Consider the following 18,089-nt stretch of genomic DNA (forward strand, 5'->3'; position numbering starts at 1 on the left):
ACCGCCGCCGGTCAGCGCACCGTGTGCACGATGAGGACGTCGCTGTGCGCCTTGCGCGCCACGTCCGAGGGAACCGACCCGAGCAGCCGGCCGGTGATCGTGTTCAGCCCGCGGTTGCCCACCACGAGGAGGTCCGCGGAGACGTCGTTGGTCAGCTTCAGCAGCGACTCCACCGGCGGCCCCACGATGGAGCGCTCCTCGATGTTCGTCGCACCGGCCCCGCGCGCCCGCTCGTTGGCGGTACGCAGGATCTCGTAAGTGGGTGCCGCGCCGTGCACCTGGTAGGCGTCTTCGCGGAGCTGGTCGGATGCCGACTCGACGCTGCGCGGATCCGACGGGAAATATGCGCAGGCGATGACGAGCTTGGCGGTCGACCCGGCGATGCTCGCGGCGCGTTGCACTGCCTTCAGGGACGATTCCGACCCGTCGGTCCCCACCACGACGGTCGTGTATTCGCTCATTCATTCCTCCATGTCGGGGCGGCGGTCCCGCGGCATGTGCCGCGCCGGTCCCGTGCCCGGCGGTTCCTGGTGCGGTGGTTCCTGGTGCGGTGGCAGCCCGTTCGACCACCGCATTCTGCGGCTCCGCCGCGACACGACGCGATCGCCGTGCCGCGGCGTCCCGCGTCCCACGCTGACCTTATCGTCAGTCGGCTGTTCACACATACTTTTGCCGAGGGTTCCACGCAGGTTCGCGCTGCACGGCGCGTTTCAGCTGATGCCGGCCTCGTCCATCCCGCGCAGTTCCTTCTTCAGGTCGCCGACCTCGTCACGCAGCCGGGCTGCGAGCTCGAACTGCAGGTCGCGAGCGGCCGCCATCATCTGATCGGTCAGCTCCGAGATGAGATCCGCAAGCTCGGCCCGCGGCATCGACGACGTGTCCCGCCCCTCGTAGATGCCGGCGCTCACGGCCCGGCCCGCCTCCCCCTGGGCGCGCCTGCCGCGGCTCGCGTTGCGTCCGGAACCGCCGACCTCCACCAGCTGATCGACGTCGTCGGCCTCCTCGTAGACGCGGTCGAGGATGTCCGCGATCTGTTTGCGCAACGGGGTCGGATCGATGCCGTTCTCGGTGTTGTAGGCGATCTGCTTCTCGCGGCGGCGCTCGGTCTCCTCGATGGCCTGCGCCATCGAGTCGGTGATGCGGTCCGCGTACATGTGGACCTCGCCGGAGACGTTGCGCGCCGCACGTCCGATCGTCTGGATGAGACTGCGGGTGCTGCGCAGGAAGCCCTCTTTGTCAGCGTCCAGGATCGCGACCAGCGAAACCTCGGGCAGGTCCAGCCCCTCGCGCAGCAGGTTGATGCCCACCAGCACGTCGTACTCGCCCAGGCGGAGCTCACGGAGCAGTTCCACACGGCGGAGCGTGTCGATGTCCGAGTGCAGGTACCGCACGCGGATGCCGAGCTCGAGCAGATAGTCGGTGAGGTCCTCGGACATCTTCTTGGTCAGCGTGGTGACCAGGACGCGCTCGTCGCGGGCGGTGCGCTCGCGGACCTGTTCCACGAGGTCGTCGATCTGGCCGTCCGTCGGCTTGACCACCACCTTGGGGTCGAGCAGGCCGGTCGGCCGGATCACCTGTTCGACGAACTCACCGCCGGTGCGGCCCATCTCGTAGTCGCCCGGGGTGGCCGACATGTACACCGTCTGGCCCACCCTGTCGGAGAATTCGTCCCAGGTCAGCGGCCGGTTGTCGGTGGCCGACGGCAGGCGGAAGCCGAAGTCCACGAGGTTGCGCTTGCGGGACATGTCGCCCTCGTACATCGCGCCGATCTGCGGCACGGTCACATGCGACTCGTCGATGACCAGCAGGAAGTCCTCCGGGAAGTAGTCGAGCAGCGTCGCGGGGGCGGAGCCGGCCGGCCGGCCGTCGATGTGCCGCGAATAGTTCTCGATGCCGGAGCAGAACCCGACCTGCCGGATCATCTCGAGGTCGTAGGTGGTGCGCATGCGCAGCCGCTGGGCCTCCAGAAGCTTGCCGCGGTTCTCCAGGTCCGCCAGCCGCTCCTCCAGCTCCGCCTCGATGTCGTGCACCGCGCGCTCCATGCGCTCCGGGCCCGCCACATAGTGCGTGGCGGGGAAGATCCGCAGTGCGTCGACCTTTTTGACCGCCTCGCCGGTGAGCGGGTTCAGGTAGTAGAGCGCATCGATCTCATCACCGAAGAACTCGATGCGCACCGCCAGCTCCTCGTAGGCGGGGATGATGTCGACCGTGTCGCCCTTGACCCGGAACGACCCGCGCGTGAACGCCATGTCGTTGCGCGTGTACTGCACGTCGACGAGCAGCCGCAGCAGTTGGTCGCGCGGCACCTCCACGCCCACCTCCAGCGGAACGGAGCGGTCGAGGTAGGACTGCGGCGTGCCCAGCCCGTAGATGCAGGACACCGACGCGACCACGACGACGTCGCGGCGCGAAAGCAGGCTCGACGTCGCCGAGTGACGCAGGCGCTCCACGTCGTCGTTGATGGACGAGTCCTTCTCGATGTAGGTGTCCGTCTGCGCGATGTACGCCTCGGGCTGGTAGTAGTCGTAATACGAGACGAAGTATTCCACTGCGTTGTGCGGCAGCATCTCGCGAAGTTCGTTGGCCAGCTGAGCGGCGAGCGTCTTGTTCGGCGCCATGACCAGCGTGGGCCGCTGCACTTTCTCGATCAGCCAGGCCGCGGTGGCCGACTTGCCGGTGCCGGTGGCGCCGAGCAGCACGACGTCCCGCTCCCCGCCGTCCAGCCGCCCGGCGAGTTCCGCGATGGCCTTCGGCTGGTCGCCGGACGGCGTGTAGTCGCTGACGACCTCGAACCCGCCGTCCGCGCGTTCGATCGCCCCGATGGGACGAAACTCCGACTGCGCGACCACGGGATGCTCCGACGCGAATGCCATGCAACCAGGCTAACCGCAGGGACCGACGACTTCGCACCGTCGTACGCACGGCGGCGCGGTGGCCGTCACCGTCCCCTCGCCGCAGTGAGCTCCTCGATCTCGCGCTCGACCTGGCTGCGGTAGCCGATGACGTTCCAGTCGCCGGAATCCGCCTCTTCGCCGAGCCTGTGCAGGTCCTCGGTGAACAGCATCCGGCCGCCCGTACGCCCGACGAGCCCATCGATGCGGCCGTCCAGCGATTCCGCGCGCTGCGCCGCGCTCTCCGCGCGCAGCCCGGCATCGAGCCGATCCATCGCTTCCGCGATGCGGTCGAACGACACGAGCCTCTCGACAAGCCGGTCCCAGACCGGCCGCAGGGCCCGTGAGCGCGCGTCGACCTCGCCGAGCGCCCGCCCGCCGGACGCCGAGGACCGCGCCGCCGCCAGCTCGCCGGCCAAGCTCTGCAGCTCTGCCGAGTCCCTCGACAGTTCCACCAGCTCGCCGGCGAGATCCACCCGGCCCCGGTGCACCGCGAACGCCTCCGAATTCCACGCCTCCGAACGCCGGATCCTGTCGAAGTACCGGCCGCACAGGTACACGAGAGTCTCGTAGGGGTCGTGGAACGGCGCACCCGGCTGCGTGTGCCGGGCCTGCTCCCCCGCCCCTGCCCCCGCCCACCGCTCGATGCGCTGCAGCGCCGCCGGCACCGCGGCGGCGGCACCGTCGCCGCGGCCGCCGGAACCCGTCCTGCGGCCGGCCGCCGCATCCCACTTTGTCGCTGCGAGGTCCACCAGGTCGGCCACCGCCGCCTGCCCGAACCCGGCGATGCGCCCGCGCCCCTGCGACTCCGGCGCGGGAGTCCAGCACAGCAGCCCGAACACCTGCTCCCGCTGGTCGAGCGTCAGGTGGATCCCCTCGCGGCGTTCGCGCCGCACGCCCCGCAGCCCGCCGCCGTGCACCACCAGCGACGCCGCGACCCGGGAACGGGTCGCGCCGAGCTGCCGGCGCAGCAGGTCCGCTCGGCGATTGCGCAGCATCGCACGCGCCCCGCCCGGCACCGCCGCCGCACCGGCATCGAATTCACGCAGCCGAGCCGCGTCGCTCCGGAGCCCGGTGTAGTCGCCGATCGCGGGAACCCCGACCCCCGCACGCGCCCGCGCGGTGAGCACCGCGCGCAGCGCATCCCCGGAACGCCCCGCCGCGATGTACAGCGCGGCCAGGTCGGACAGGTCCGGCACAGGACCCGGGATCACCGAGCGGGCGCACCACGTGTGCAGCGCCGCCACGCGCCGCGCCCGCTGCGCGTCCCCCTCGCGCGCCGCCGCGCCGGGGGCCCGTCCTCCGCCCGTACCACCCGCACCACCTGCGCCGCCGTCGCCGTCGCCGTCGCCGAAAGGTTCACCGCCCATCGACACTCCGCCTCCCGTTCACCGCGTACCCGTCCAGGATGCCGGAATCGCCGACGGCGCGCACCGTGCGGAAGTCCGCACGCGCCGCGCCGCCGCGTGCGATGCTGGCGGTGTCATGAGCGACGCCCCCGCCCGGCCCCCGCATGCCGCCGCACACCCGCCCAAGCACGAGACCTTCGACCTGCGCGCGAAGACCAATACCGACCCGAAAGGCTTCGTCCGCCCGGTCGACGAGTACCGCGTCGAGGGGTGGGGCCTGTACATGGCACGCCCCGCCGACCACGAGCGGTTCCACTACCTGGAGTCCTGGCTGCTTCCCGGCCCGGCGCTGCGCGTATCGGTCTTCCACTTCACCCCGGGGAACGAGCAGGACCAGGACCACTACGTGGACATCGGCGCGTTCGAGGACCGCGGCGGAAAGTGGACCGCCGAGGACCACTACCTCGATCTGGTGGTCCGGACGGGACGGGACACCGAGGTCCTCGACGTCGATGAGCTGTTCGACGCCGTCGCCGCCGGATTCCTCACCGGGCGCGCGGCGGAGACCGCCGTGCTGCGGGCGTTCGCCGCCGTCGACGGCATCGCCGCGCACGGCCACGATCTCATCGCCTGGCTCGCCGCGCGGGGAACGCCCATCACCTTCCGGGATTGACACCGCCCACCGCACCCGGACGCGGGCGCCTACCCGACGACGTCGACCATCGCGGCCGCGCCCGGGTCCGCACTGCGGAACCGGGAAGCGCCGGCCCTGACCAGTCCCGCCCCCGGCATGCGCGCGGCCATCGAGTCCGCCGTCGCCCCGGCTGCCGGCCGCACCGTCGCCTCGACGCCTGCGTCGGCGCCGCGTGATTCGACCTCTGCGGCGTCCGCTCCGAGCACCACCCGCAGGCGCTGCGCAAGGCGGCGCGCCGCCCCCGCCGCGCCGTCGGCGTTCGCGGCCACCGCCGCCTTCGGATCCGGCCGGGCTGTGTCGCCCGCGGCCAGGTTGCGCGCGAACGGCACCAGCCGGTGCTCCCACAGCTGCTCCACCGCGTGATCCAGCGCGCCCGCGGGCCCGGAATTGTCCAGCCACACGTCGGCCACAGCGCGCCGCTGTTCCCCGGTGGCCTGCGCGGCGATGCGCGCACGGGCGTCGGATTCGTCCAACCCGCGACTGCCGACGAGGCGCGACACGCGCGTGTCCTCATCGGCGTCGACGACGACGACCACGTGGAACAAGGGCCCCATCGAGCCCTCCACCAGCAGCGGGATGTCCTGGACGACGATCGAGCCGGCGGGTGCGGCATCGATCCGCTCCTGGGTCCTGGCGCCGATCCGCGGATGCAGGATCGCGTTGAGCCGCAGACGTGAGGACTCGTCGGCGAAGGCCACCGCCGCCAACGCCGGCCGGTCCAGCGTGCCGTCCGGCGACAGGATCGACTTTCCGAACTCCGCCGCCAGCTCCGCCAGGCCGGGTGTGCCCGGTTCGACGACCTCACGGGCGATCGCATCGGCGTCGATCACCGTCGCGCCGGCGCGCGCGAGCACCGCCGCCACCGTCGACTTGCCCGCCCCGATTCCTCCGGTCAAACCCACTCTCAGCACGCCGCCGAGTCTTCCACACGGCGGGCGGGTCACCGCCGACGGCACGGGACCGGGACCCGCAGACGCCACGGAGCCCCGGATCCGATGCGGATCCGGGGCTCCGTGCAGGTCACACCGGCGGGTGCCGGGGACTGCTGCCGATCAGTTGCCGGCGAGCTTCTCACGCAGCGCGGCAAGCTGCTCGTCGCTCGCCAGCGAGCCGCCGGAGGCGGCCGGCGCGGGGCTGCCCGACGACGACTGCGACGCGGCCGCCGGGGCGCCCTCGTCCTCGCCGCCCGACGAGTAGCTGCCGCCCGCGGCCTCTTCCGCCGCGGCCGCCGCCATCTTCTCGATCTGCGCGGTGTGCAGGCGGTGACGGCGCTCCGCCTCCTGGTAGCGCGCCTCCCACGCCTGACGCTGCTCGTCGAAGCCCTCGAGCCACTCGTTGGTCTCCGAGTCGAAGCCCTCGGGGAAGATGTAGTTGCCCTGCTCGTCGTAGCTGTCGGCCATGCCGTAACGCGAGGGATCGAACTCCTCGGTGTAGTCCTCGTTGGCCTGCTTGAGGCTCAGCGAGATGCGGCGGCGGTCCAGGTCGATGTCGATGACCTTGACCATGGCGTCGTCGCCCACGGACACGACCTGGTCCGGGACCTCCACGTGGCGCTCGGCCAGCTCGGAGATGTGCACCAGGCCCTCGATGCCCTCCTCGACGCGGACGAACGCGCCGAACGGCACCAGCTTGGTGACCTTGCCCGGCACGATCTGGCCGATGGCGTGCGTGCGGGCGAACTGGCGCCACGGGTCTTCCTGGGTGGCCTTGAGCGACAGGGACACGCGCTCGCGGTCCATGTCGACGTCGAGCACCTCGACGGTGACCTCGTCGCCCACGGTGACGACCTCGGACGGGTGGTCGATGTGCTTCCAGGACAGCTCGGACACGTGCACCAGGCCGTCGACGCCGCCGAGGTCGACGAACGCGCCGAAGTTGACGATCGAGGACACGGTGCCCTTGCGGACCTGTCCCTTCTGCAACTGGTGCAGGAACTCGCTGCGGACCTCCGACTGGGTCTGCTCCAGCCAGGCGCGACGCGAAAGGACCACGTTGTTGCGGTTCTTGTCCAGCTCGATGATCTTGGCCTCGATCTCCTTGCCGACGTACGGCTGCAGATCGCGGACGCGGCGCATCTCCACCAGCGATGCCGGCAGGAAGCCGCGCAGGCCGATGTCGAGGATGAGGCCGCCCTTGACGACCTCGATGACGGTGCCGGTGACGGCCTCGTCCTTCTCCTTGAGCTCCTCGATGGTGCCCCAGGCGCGCTCGTACTGGGCGCGCTTCTTCGACAGGATCAGCCGGCCGTCCTTGTCCTCCTTGGTGAGGACGAGGGCTTCGACCTCGTCGCCGACGGCGACGACCTCGTTGGGATCGACGTCGTGCTTGATCGACAGCTCACGCGAGGGGATCACGCCCTCGGTCTTGTAGCCGATGTCGAGCAGCACCTCGTCGCGATCGACCTTGACGATCGTGCCCTCGACGATGTCGCCATCGTCGAAGTACTTGATCGTCTTGTCGACTGCGGCGAGGAAATCCTCGGCGGTGCCGATGTCGTTGACGGCGACCTGCGGCGAGGTGGAAGTAGAGGTGGGCATTGGGTGAGTAGCTCCGAAGGGGATTGTGGTTGTGTTGGCCGGCCCGCCCTGCAGTGCGGCCCGACGCATCTGTCGGTCAACTGGCATCCCGGCCGCTGCCGGGACGGCCGCCGGGACGATGGCCACAGTAGCCGCAGCCATCGCTGCGCCACTTGCTGCGGTCATCACTTGTGGCCATCGATGCGCCCAACGTTGTGTCGAACGTTGTGTCGAACGTTGTGTCGAACGTTGTGTCGAACGAGGTGCCCATCGATGCGGCCACCGCGAGCCCCTGCACCCGGGTGGGAACGCGGGGACACTCGCACCGCGCGACATTACTAGAGTTGCGTAGGTGCAGGCAAATGTGTATTCAGACGGCCAGGAGGGCGGCGGCCCCGACCGGCATCGGGGCGCGGAGGACGTGCTGGGCGAGGGCCGGGTGGTGCGGGTCGACCTGGGGTCCGAGGACAGCGAGCGGGCCAGCCGGCTGTGGTGGGACGCCGACGCCGACGACTATCACCGGACCCATGCCGGGTTCCTCGGCGTCGACGCCGAGGACGGGGACTTCCTCTGGTGCCCCGAGGGGCTGCGCGAGGCGGACGCGCAACTGCTCGGCCCGGCATCGGGCCTGGCCGGGATGCGGATACTCGAGGTCGGCTGCGGGTCGGCGCCCTGTGCGCGGTGGCTGGCCGCGCAGGGCGCGGAGGTCGTCGGGCTGGACCTGTCCATGGCGATGCTGCGCCGCGGCGCGCGGGCGATGGCGCACGGCCGCCCGGTACCGCTGATCCAGGCCGGCGCCGAACGACTGCCGGTCCGCTCGCAGAGCTTCGACGCGGTGTGCTCGTCGTTCGGCGCGGTGCCCTTCGTCGCCGACTCGGCGGGTCTGATGCGCGAGGCGGCGCGCGCGCTGCGCCCCGGCGGCCGTTGGGTGTTCTCGGTCAACCACCCGATGCGCTGGGTGTTCCCCGACGATCCCGGCCCCCTGGGCCTCACCGCGGCGGTGCCGTACTTCGACCGCGCACCGTATGTGGAGGTCGACGACACCGGCCGGCCGATCTACGTGGAGCATCACCGGACCATCGGCGACCGGGTCCGCGAGATCACCGCGGCGGGCATGGTGCTCGAGGACATCGTCGAGCCGGAGTGGCCCGAGCACCTCGAGCGCGAGTGGGGGCAATGGAGCCCGCTGCGCGGACGCATCTTCCCGGGCACCGCGATCTTCTGCTGCCGCAAGCCCGAGTGACCCGGGCCGGTCCGCGCCCCTCAGAGCAGTTTGGACAGGAACGCCTGGGTGCGCTCGTGCCGCGGGTTCTCGAGCAGATCGTGCGGCGGCCCGGACTCCACCACCACTCCCCCGTCCATGAACACCAAGGTGTCCGCCACCTCGCGGGCGAAGCCCATCTCGTGGGTCACCACCACCATCGTCATGCCCTCGGAGGCGAGGTTCTTCATCACCTCCAGCACGTCGCCCACCAGCTCCGGGTCGAGCGCCGACGTGGGCTCGTCGAAGAGCATCAGCTTGGGCTCCATCGCCAGCGCCCGGGCGATGGCCACCCGCTGCTGTTGGCCGCCGGAGAGCTGCGCGGGGTACGCATCGGCCTTCGCGGCCAGGCCCACCTGCGCGAGCAGCGCGGCTCCCTTTTCGAGGGCGTCCTTCTTGCGCATTCCCCGGACCAGCATCGGCGCCTCGATGACGTTCTCCAGCGCGGTGCGGTGCGGAAACAGGTTGAAATGCTGGAAAACCATCCCGATGTCGCGCCGTTGCCGGGCGGCCTGCCGGGGGTGCAGCTCGAATATCCTGCCGCCCCGCTCGCTGTAACCGACCAGCTCCCCGTCCACGTACAGCCGGCCCGCGTCGACCCTCTCGAGGTGATTGATGCAGCGCAGGAAGGTGGACTTGCCCGAGCCGGACGGCCCGATCAGGCACAGCACCTTCCCGCGTTGCACCTCGAGTGAGACGCCCTTGAGCACCTTGAGCGCCCCATAGTTCTTGCAGACCTGGTCCGCCAGCACCATCGGGGGCGCCGACGCCTCGGCGGGCCGGCCCGTCCCGGCGCCCCGCGCCATCGCATCGTCCGTCGTCATCAGTGCGCCCCCGTCGCCTCGGCCTGTTCGCGCTCCAGCGCCCTGCGCTGCCGCGCGGTGAGTTGGCGGCTGGCGCCCTTGGAGAAGTACTTCTCCAGGAAGTGCTGCCCCACCATCAGCACGCTCGTGATCGCCAAATACCAGGTGGCGGCGACGAGCAGGAGCGGGATCGGCTCGAAGATGACCCCGGCTATGTCACGTTGACGACCGTAGAGTTCCATCGTGTACGGCACGGCGCTGACCAGCGAGGTGGTCTTGAGCATGCCGATCAGCTCGTTGCCCGTGGGCGGGATGATCACCCGCATCGCCTGCGGCAGCACCGTGCGCCTCATCGTCTGCCACCAGGTCATGCCCAGCGCGATCGACGCCTCCGTCTGCCCCTCGTTCACCGACGAGATGCCGGCGCGGACGATCTCCGCCATGTAGGCCGCCTCGTTGAGGCCCAGCCCGATGATCGCGAACATGAACGCCGCATTGAGGTCTTGCAGGTCGATGTGCGCGAACTGCTGGACGAACGGTATTCCGAGGTCGATCCGCTTGTAGATGGCCGGAAACAGACCCCAGAACACCAGCTGCACGTACACCGGCGTGCCACGGAAGAACCACACGAACAGCCACGACGAGCCGCGCAGGACCGGGTTGGGCGAGAGCCGCATCACCGCGAGCACCACGCCCAGGACGATCGCGAGCACCATCGACAGGATCGTCAGCTGGACGGTGTTCCAGGCCGCGCTGCTGATGCGTTCGTCGAACAGGTAGCGCCCGTAGGTGCCCCACCCGTAGGCCTCGTTGGTGGCGGCCCCGTAGACGAACAGCGCGAACAACGCGACGATGACCACGGCCGCGGCCCAGCGGCCGGGATGCCGCAGCGGAACGGCCCGGATGGGGGCGGGCTCCACGGCGTCCGGTTCGCCGCCGGCGGGCGGGCCGGTCATGTCGGGCCCGGTCATGACGCCGCCGCGTTGATCCGCGAGGTCGTGATCATTCCAGCTTCAACTCCCCAGTCCTCGGCGATGGTGCGGTAGGCGCCGGTGTCGATGAGATGCTGCATCGCCTGCTGCAACGCGGGCCCCAGCGGTGAGCCCGTGCGCACCGGCCACCCGTACGGTGCGGAGTCCTTCACCGGGCCCGCGAAGGCCAGGCGGCCGTCGGAGCGCTTGATCGCGTACGCCGTCACAGGCAGGTCCGCGGAGAACGCGTCGACACGGCCGAGCAGCAGCGCGTTGGTGGCGTCCGCCTGGCTCAGGTACTTGATCTTGTGGACGGGCGGCTCGCCCGCGGCCGCGCAGGCCTCGCTCACCGCGGGAACCTCCACGATGTCCTCCGTGGTCCCGGTCTGCACCGCGACGCGCAGCCCGCAGGCGTCCCCGGGAAGGATGTGATCGCCGCTCTGCTGCGCCCACCGGATGCCGGACCGGTAGTAGGTGACGAAATCGACCGCGTTCTCCCGCTCGAGGGTGTCGGTGAACGACGACATGCCCAGGTCGTACGTGCCGGCCTGGACCGCCGGGATGATCTTGTCGAAGTCCGCCTGCTCGTACCGTGCGGTCAGCCCCAGCACGGCGGCCACCGCGTTCATCAGATCCACGTCGAATCCGACGATCTTCCCCGACGGGTCCTTGAACTCGTTGGGCGCGTACGGCGGGTTGGTCCCCACCTCCAGCCGGCCCGCGGCACGGATCTGCGGCGGAACCAGCGCGGCGATCGAGGGGACCGGTTCGATGTGCAGCGGCGTGCGCTGCGGAACGGTGCCGTCGTCGTTCTTGACGCACCCCGCCAACAGCAGTGTCAGCGCACCGATCAGAGCGATGCATGCGCCCGCCCATCGCGCAGGCCTGCGTCCCGCTCCGGGGCCGGCCTGCACGGACACCTCCACGGAACGTCGATCCGGCACGCGGACAGGGTACGCGCCGCCGGTGCCGCCGCCCGACACCGACCTACAGCGACAGCGCGATGCCCACGCGCATCGCCTCGGCCCTCCCCTGCCGCAGTCCGGCCTCGACCGCAGGCCCCCGGGTGGACGGGTCCATCGGGTCGACCCCGATCGCGGTGAGCGAAGCGGCATCCGGGTCGATCACGGCGCTGCGCACTGCCGCGCCCAACTCCTCGAGCTCGGCATCGGTGCCCGGCCCCACCAGCGACATGGTGAACGGCGCGACGACGAGGACCTCGGTGCACCCGTCGGCCTGATCGGCATGCGTGGGCGAGGCCATCCCGCCGTCGAAGTACTGGCGGCCGTCCACGGTGACGAGCGGGAAGACGCCCGGCACTGCGCAGGAGGCGGCCACCGCCTCCGCGAGCGCCACGCCGGAATCCCGCCCCCAGATGCGGACCGCGCCCGTCTGCGCGTCCACCCCCGTCACCCGCAGCTCCACGTCCCGCGGCCAGTCACCGGGGACCATCGCCGCCATCGATTCGACATACGGCCCTTCCGGCACCGTGTCCGCGGCCCGCGCCAGAGCGCCCATCCGGCGCAGCTGCTCGTCGCGGGTGCCCGGCGTGCCGAGGACCTCCGCCCACGCGTCCGCGTCCGCCGTCAGCGGGGCACGCCACGCCGAGGTCGCGGCCCCGCCGGACCCGTGCGCGCTGCGCTGCCGGTCGAGCATCTCCTCGATCCGCACGCCGGCCGCCAGTGATGCGCCCACCACCGATCCCGCCGACGTTCCGACGATGCGGGATGCGCCGTCCAGGCGCACGCCGACCTCGGCGAGGCCCGCGATCACACCGATCTCCCAGGCGATCCCGGCCACTCCGCCGCCCCCGAGCACCACTGCCAGAGTCATCCTCCGCCTCCTGACCTCGCGCCCCCGCATACCCCGCCCGCCCCTCGGAACCTACCCGTAGCACCCGTCGGCCGCCCGCGCATTCACGCGCAACCGGATTCCAGCGGACACCCACCCGGTAGGTTCATCGATGCGGCGGATGGTGACGCGCGTCCCACCGTCGGCACGAGCGTTCCAACGCGGCGAGGAGGGGTCGATGGATACCGGGGATCCGGAAACCGTGGTGCTGGCACAAGCGTCCACGCCGCTGGAGCGCCGGCTGATCGAGCAGTGGATCAGCGAGGGCGCTCCGGGCCACGAGGAGATCGCCCCGGGCACCGCCGTGCGCAGCCTGCCGCTGTCGGCGCGCCGGCTGGCCTCCGCATTGGTGGACCGGACGGACGATCCTCTGCTGCTTCCGGTGAAGATCACCTGGCTGCCGCCGGAGCGGGGCGGCCGCCGCAGCGCCCGCATCAGCGACGTCATCGCGTTGACCAACCCGCGCAACCCCAACCGGCTCATTCAGCGTCACATCGTCCGGTCCTCCCCCGACCGTTGGCGGGTCATCACCGGTGAGCCCGCGCCGCTGGATGAGCTGCGGGCACGCTTCGCCGCCCTCGAGGAAGGCGCAGACGAGGCCCCCGGGACCGACGGAGCCGACGGCGGCGGCGGGAGCGTCCCCGCGGCGTCCGCGACCCGGGCGATGGAGCCCCTGCAGTACGGCGCGTTCGCGCGGTTCATCGTCAACACCGCCGTGGTGACGCTTGCGCGCAGCGAACGCGAACTGCTCGGCGAGCGCTACAAGGTGCCGCGGGTGGTGGCCGAGCAGATCATGGACTCGCCCCGGTTCCGCCACCGGGTCGAGGAGCTGGGCCGGGAGAAGGGCCTGACCGACAGGCAATCGCTCGACCACGCGCAGGCCAGCCTGGACAGCCTCGTGGCGGTCCAGAGCCGCCTGGTCTCAGACGTCTTCACGCAGATCATGCACCCGCTCTACGGCAACGCGTGGACCGTGGACGCCGACGAATCACGGCTGACGGAGCTGCGCGAGCTCAACAAGACGCGACCGCTGGTGTTCCTCCCGTCGCACCGGTCCTACGCGGACGCCTTCGTGCTGGGCGACGTCCTGGCCCGCAACGAGTTTCCGCGCAATCACCTGCTGGGCGGGGCGAACCTGCAGTTCTGGCCCATCGGCGCGATCGCCAAACGCACCGGCACCGTGTTCATCCGGCGCAGCTTCGGCGACGACACCATCTACAAGGCCTCGCTCGAGGAGTACTTCGCCCACCTGCTTTCCAAACGCTTCAATTTGGAGTGGTACTTCGAGGGCGGGCGCACCCGCACCGGCAAGCTCCGCAAGCCCAAATACGGACTTCTCAACTACGTCGCGAACTCGGTGCGCAGCGGCAGGGTGAACGACGCCCTGCTCGTCCCGGTGTCGATCACCTACGAGCGCATGGCCGAGGTGGGCGCCGTGGCCGCCGAACAGATGGGCGCGGCAAAGCAGCCCGAGGGCCTCAAGTGGATGGCCCGCTACGCCCGCGGACAGCAGCGGCGCGCGGGCAACGTGTACGTGCGCTTCGGCGATCCGATCTCGCTGCGCGACCAGCTCACCGCCGCCGGCGATCCGGACCTGGCCGCCGGGCCGGACGACGCCCCGGCCACGCCCGACGAGCACGACGCGCGGGCGCGCCTGGCGCTCCAGAAGACGGGCATCGAAGTCGCGGTGGGCATCAACCGGGCCACCCCCGTCACCATCAACTCGCTGGTCACCCTGGCGCTGCTGGGTGTCCGTGACCGAGCGCTGACGCTGAGCGAGGTGGCCGCGGTCATCGCGCCCGTGCGCGAGTACCTGGACCGGCGGGACATCCCCCAGGGCGAGCTCTCCGTGCTCGACACCGATGCCGGGCTGGCGAACGTCCTCCGCAGGCTGGCGGACGGCGGCGTGGTCACCGTCTACGACGGCGGCGTCGAGCCCGTCTACGCCATCGAGCCGGGCCAGCACATCGTCGCCGCGTTCTACCGCAACAGCGGCATCCACTGGTTCGTCAACCGCGCGATCCTGGAGCTCTCCATCGTGCACGCGCACCAGGGCTCGTACAGCGACCCGGCACGCGCCGGCTGGGAGGAGTCCAAGCGGCTGCGCGACCTTCTGAAGTTCGAGTTCTTCTTCCCCGAACGCGACACGTTCGAGGCGGAGCTGACCGAGGAGCTCGAGCTGGTGGCCCCGGAATGGCGCAGCACCTTCCCCTCCGCCGACGTGGCACTGGAACGGCTGGTCGCCACCGGGTTCTTCATGGCGCACCGCACGCTCCGCTCGTTCTTCGGCGCCCAGCTGGTGGTGGCCGAGCGGCTGGCCGTCAGGACACCCGACACGCCGTTCGACCGCGCCGCGTTCCTGGCGGAGTGCTCGGCCGTGGGCCGTCAGATGCTGCTGCAGGGGCGGCTCTACGGGCCCGAGTCGCTGTCGCTCGAGTTGTTCGCCGCCGCAGTCGAGCTCGCCGACAACCGCGGCCTGCTGGGCCCCGGCGGCACGGAACTGGCCGGCCGGCGCGAGGAGTTCGCGGAGCAGCTCCGGGCGATCGTTCGCGCGCTGGCCGTCACCGAAGCTCTCGACGTATCCAACCGGAAGGAACAGCCTTGAGCGTCGACAACACTGCGACCCGCCCGCTCGACGACGCCCTTGCGCGCATCGCCGCCGCACCCGACGGCCCCGGCGTGGCGGCGATGTTCGACTTCGACGGCACCATCGTCCACGGCTACTCCGGGGTGCACTTCTTCCGCGACCGGCTGACGGCGGGCAAGGTGGGGCCGCGCGAACTCCTGGGCACGGCCGTCAACGGCCTGCGCGGCACCGACAGCGAGGCCGAGTTCGAACGCTTCGTCGCCGTCGCCTTCCGCGCGTGGGCCGGTCACACCGAGGCGGAACTGCAGCAGGTGGGACGCGACGTCTTCGAGAACACCCTGGCGGGGCTGATCTACCCGGAGGCCTGGCGGCTCATCGAGGCGCACAAGCGCAAGAGGCACACGCTCGTCATCGCCTCGTCCGCTTCGCGGTACCAGTTCGAGGCGGCGGCCGAATCACTGGGAGTGGACAACCTGCTCTTCACCCCGCTCGAGGTGGTGGACGGGGTCCTCACCGGGAAGGTCGACGGAGCATCGCTGTGGCGCAGCGGCAAGGCCCGTGCCGCACGGGAGTTCGCCGCCGAGCATGACATCGACACCACAACCTCCTTCGCCTATTCCAACGGCGGCGAGGACGTCGGGTTCCTCGCCACCATGGGCCACCCCACTGCCGTCAATCCGGACAAGAAGCTGACCCGCGAGGCGGACGAACGCGGCTGGCCGGTGCTGCGGTTCCGGCAGCGCGGCGCATACAACGTCAAGGACCTCGCCCGCACCGCCGCCTCCCTGGGCACACTCGCCGGGTCCGTGGGCGCCGGCGTGGGGCTGGGGCTGCTGAACCTCGACCGTCGCGTGGGCATCGACGCGGTCTCCGCCATCGCACCGGAGACGATGCTGGCGACGGCCGGAGTCCGCGTGGACATCCGCGGCGAGGACAACGCGTGGAAAACGCGCCCCGCCGTGTTCATATTCAACCACCAGAGTTTCCTGGACACGGTGCTGATCGCCCGGGTGCTGCGCGAGGGGTTCACCGGCGTCACCAAGAAGGAGATGGCCACGAACCCGCTGTACGGGCTGCCGCTGCGCATCGCGGGCGCCACCTTCGTGGACCGGCAGAACACCGACCGGGCCAAGGAGGCGCTCCGGCCGGTGGTCGACACCCTGCGAGCCGGGACGTCGGTGGTCATCTCCCCCGAGGGCACCCGCTCGCTCACGCCGTCGATCGGCCGCTTCAAGAAGGGCGCCTTCCACATCGCCATCCAGGCCGGCGTGCCGGTCGTGCCGATCGTCATCCGCAACGCGGGCGAACTCATGTCCAAGGGCGCCAAGCTGGTCCGCTCCGGCACGGTCGACATCGCCGTGCTCCCGCCGATGGATGTCTCCGGCTGGGATCCCGCCGATCTGCAGCCCCGCATCGATGCGGTCGAATCCCTTTACCGCGATACGCTCAACGACTGGCCGCGCGGATGAGATGGTGATCGTGCGAGCCGGGGAGCAGCCACCGGCCCGGCGCCGCAGGTTCTACGGGTGGTGTCATGCCCGCAGTCGGATCAGGGGCGATCTCGCGACTGCGGACGGACCGCGTGCACTGCACGCACATACGAGAAAGGGAACGCGATGACACAACCGGCCGACGCCGATCCGTCGCCGGGCCGCGAGGTCTGGTCCAGACGTTCGGTATTCATCCTCGCCGCGATCGGGTCCGCCGTGGGTCTGGGCAACATCTGGCGTTTCCCGTACGTCGCCTACTCCAACGGCGGCGGCGCGTTCATGATCCCCTACCTCGTGGCGCTGCTCACCGCGGGAATCCCGCTGCTGTTCCTGTACTACTCGATCGGCCACCGGTTCAAAGGCTCACCGCCGCTGGCCTTCCGGCGCATGTCCAAACGGGCCGAGGGCCTGGGCTGGTGGCAGGTGGGGATCTGCTTCATCATCGCCGTCTACTACGCGGTGATCATCGCCTGGGCGGCCCGCTTCGCGATCTTCTCCGCCAAGGGCGACCTCTCCAGCCCCGAGAAGGCGGGTGACGCCTTCGGCAACCTCACCAAGTCCGACCAGACCTCGCTGGGCTTCGACTACGTCGCGGGAGTCGCGTGGCCGCTGCTGATCACGTGGGTCGTGGTGATCGCGATCCTGGCGTTCGGCGTGCAGAAGGGCATCGGCGCCACTGCGCAGTTCTTCGTGCCGGTGCTGGTGGTCCTGTTCATCGCCGTGGTCATCCGGGCCCTGCTGCTCGACGGCGCCGGCGAAGGCCTCAACTCGCTGTTCACCCCCGACTGGGGCGCGCTCACCGACTCGTCGGTGTGGATCGCCGCGTACGGGCAGATCTTCTTCTCGCTGTCCGTGGGCTTCGGCATCATGATCACCTACTCGTCGTACCTCAAGCGCAAGACCAACCTCACGGGTGCGGGCCTGGTGGTCGGGTTCTCCAACAGCGCGTTCGAAATCCTCGCCGGCATCGGCGTGTTCGCAGCCCTCGGCTACATGGCCGCGGTCCAGGGCGTGCCCGTCGTCGACGTGGCGGACAGCGGGATCGGGCTCGCCTTCGTCGCCTTCCCCACCATCATCTCCACCATGTGGGGCGGCTCAGTGTTCGGCCTGCTGTTCTTCATCTCGCTGATCTTCGCGGGGATCACCTCGCTGGTCAGCATCATCGAGGTGATCATCTCCGCCGTGCGCGACAAGACGGGGATGCGCCGCGTGCCCGCGACGATCCTGGTCGGCGCGGCGGCGACGATCGTCTCCATGGTGTTCTTCCCCACGCGCAGCGGCGTCTCCGTCCTCGATACGGTCGACCACTTCGCCAACGAGTTCGGCATCGTCGGCGCGGCGTTGACATCGGTCGTCGTGGTCACCTGGCTGCTGCGGAAGCTGCCGCAGCAGCGTGACCATCTCAACGGCGTCTCCTCGTTCAAGCTCGGCTGGATCTGGATGGCGTGCGTAGGCGTGATCACCCCGATCGTCCTGGCATACATGCTCATCGACCAGATCATCGACACCGTGCAGAACGGGTACGGGGATTACGGCGGCGGGCTCGTCGCCGGATTCGGGTGGGCGCTGCAGATCGCGCTCATCGTCATCGCGGTGGCGGTCGGCTTCACCCGGTGGCACAAGTCCGCCGATCAGGTCATCGAATCCGACGACGCCGTAGCAGTGAGGAGCTGATC

Annotated in this window: 14 protein-coding genes; 5 read left to right on the plus strand and 9 right to left on the minus strand. The window is 70.3% G+C overall.

Going from position 1 to position 18,089, the window contains the following annotated elements:
• Window positions 1-11: 11 nt before the first annotated feature.
• The 3 genes from FO059_RS11330 to FO059_RS18380 form a co-directional block, all read right to left on the minus strand.
• Entirely contained in the window at window positions 12-461 is a 450-nt protein-coding gene (locus FO059_RS11330; RefSeq protein WP_143908848.1) for a universal stress protein, read from the minus strand.
• 249 nt (window positions 462-710) lie between these two features.
• Window positions 711-2,873, minus strand: coding sequence for an excinuclease ABC subunit UvrB (gene uvrB / locus FO059_RS11335; protein WP_143908850.1), 2,163 nt, complete (start codon window positions 2,871-2,873; stop codon window positions 711-713).
• 65 nt (window positions 2,874-2,938) lie between these two features.
• Window positions 2,939-4,261: a hypothetical protein gene (locus tag FO059_RS18380; RefSeq protein ID WP_158726838.1), complete on the minus strand. Its 1,323-nt coding sequence runs from the start codon at window positions 4,259-4,261 to the stop codon at window positions 2,939-2,941.
• A 115-nt stretch (window positions 4,262-4,376) separates the two neighbouring features.
• On the opposite strand from FO059_RS18380, the gene FO059_RS11340 reads away from it, so the two are divergent.
• Window positions 4,377-4,913 (plus strand): DUF402 domain-containing protein, encoded by a 537-nt coding sequence (locus tag FO059_RS11340; RefSeq protein ID WP_143908852.1) that lies wholly within the window; start codon window positions 4,377-4,379, stop codon window positions 4,911-4,913.
• Between the two features lie 29 nt (window positions 4,914-4,942).
• Here the strand turns inward: FO059_RS11340 and coaE are convergent, their stop codons facing one another.
• Complete coding sequence (coaE, locus tag FO059_RS11345) at window positions 4,943-5,836, minus strand: dephospho-CoA kinase (protein WP_308339557.1); 894 nt, start codon at window positions 5,834-5,836, stop codon at window positions 4,943-4,945.
• A 150-nt stretch (window positions 5,837-5,986) separates the two neighbouring features.
• A complete protein-coding gene (gene rpsA / locus FO059_RS11350; protein WP_143908856.1) occupies window positions 5,987-7,471 on the minus strand; it encodes a 30S ribosomal protein S1 in 1,485 nt (494 codons plus the stop codon).
• Between the two features lie 331 nt (window positions 7,472-7,802).
• On the opposite strand from rpsA, the gene FO059_RS11355 reads away from it, so the two are divergent.
• Window positions 7,803-8,693, plus strand: a complete 891-nt coding sequence (locus tag FO059_RS11355) for a class I SAM-dependent methyltransferase (RefSeq protein ID WP_199257161.1) — start codon at window positions 7,803-7,805, stop codon at window positions 8,691-8,693.
• Window positions 8,694-8,713: 20 nt separating this feature from the next.
• Here the strand turns inward: FO059_RS11355 and FO059_RS11360 are convergent, their stop codons facing one another.
• The 4 genes from FO059_RS11360 to FO059_RS18765 form a co-directional block, all read right to left on the minus strand.
• Window positions 8,714-9,466, minus strand: coding sequence for an amino acid ABC transporter ATP-binding protein (locus FO059_RS11360; RefSeq protein WP_143910685.1), 753 nt, complete (start codon window positions 9,464-9,466; stop codon window positions 8,714-8,716).
• Between the two features lie 68 nt (window positions 9,467-9,534).
• Entirely contained in the window at window positions 9,535-10,470 is a 936-nt protein-coding gene (locus tag FO059_RS11365) for an amino acid ABC transporter permease (RefSeq protein ID WP_143910686.1), read from the minus strand.
• Between the two features lie 11 nt (window positions 10,471-10,481).
• Window positions 10,482-11,345: an ABC transporter substrate-binding protein gene (locus tag FO059_RS11370; RefSeq protein ID WP_372497880.1), complete on the minus strand. Its 864-nt coding sequence runs from the start codon at window positions 11,343-11,345 to the stop codon at window positions 10,482-10,484.
• A gap of 127 nt (window positions 11,346-11,472) precedes the next feature.
• Entirely contained in the window at window positions 11,473-12,318 is an 846-nt protein-coding gene (locus FO059_RS18765) for a patatin-like phospholipase family protein (protein ID WP_143908860.1), read from the minus strand.
• Window positions 12,319-12,514: 196 nt separating this feature from the next.
• Here FO059_RS18765 and FO059_RS11380 point away from each other — a divergent pair, with 196 nt between their 5' ends.
• The 3 genes from FO059_RS11380 (at window position 12,515) to FO059_RS11390 (ending at window position 18,087) form a co-directional block, all read left to right on the plus strand.
• Entirely contained in the window at window positions 12,515-14,941 is a 2,427-nt protein-coding gene (locus FO059_RS11380) for a glycerol-3-phosphate 1-O-acyltransferase (protein ID WP_143908862.1), read from the plus strand.
• Entirely contained in the window at window positions 14,938-16,392 is a 1,455-nt protein-coding gene (locus FO059_RS11385) for an HAD-IB family hydrolase (protein WP_233267096.1), read from the plus strand. The genes FO059_RS11380 and FO059_RS11385 overlap by 4 nt, the downstream gene beginning before the upstream one ends.
• Window positions 16,393-16,539: 147 nt before the next feature.
• Window positions 16,540-18,087, plus strand: a complete 1,548-nt coding sequence (locus FO059_RS11390; protein WP_143908864.1) for a sodium-dependent transporter — start codon at window positions 16,540-16,542, stop codon at window positions 18,085-18,087.
• Window positions 18,088-18,089 lie beyond the last annotated feature (2 nt).

The organism is Tomitella fengzijianii (assembly GCF_007559025.1).
GTDB lineage: Bacteria > Actinomycetota > Actinomycetes > Mycobacteriales > Mycobacteriaceae > Tomitella > Tomitella fengzijianii.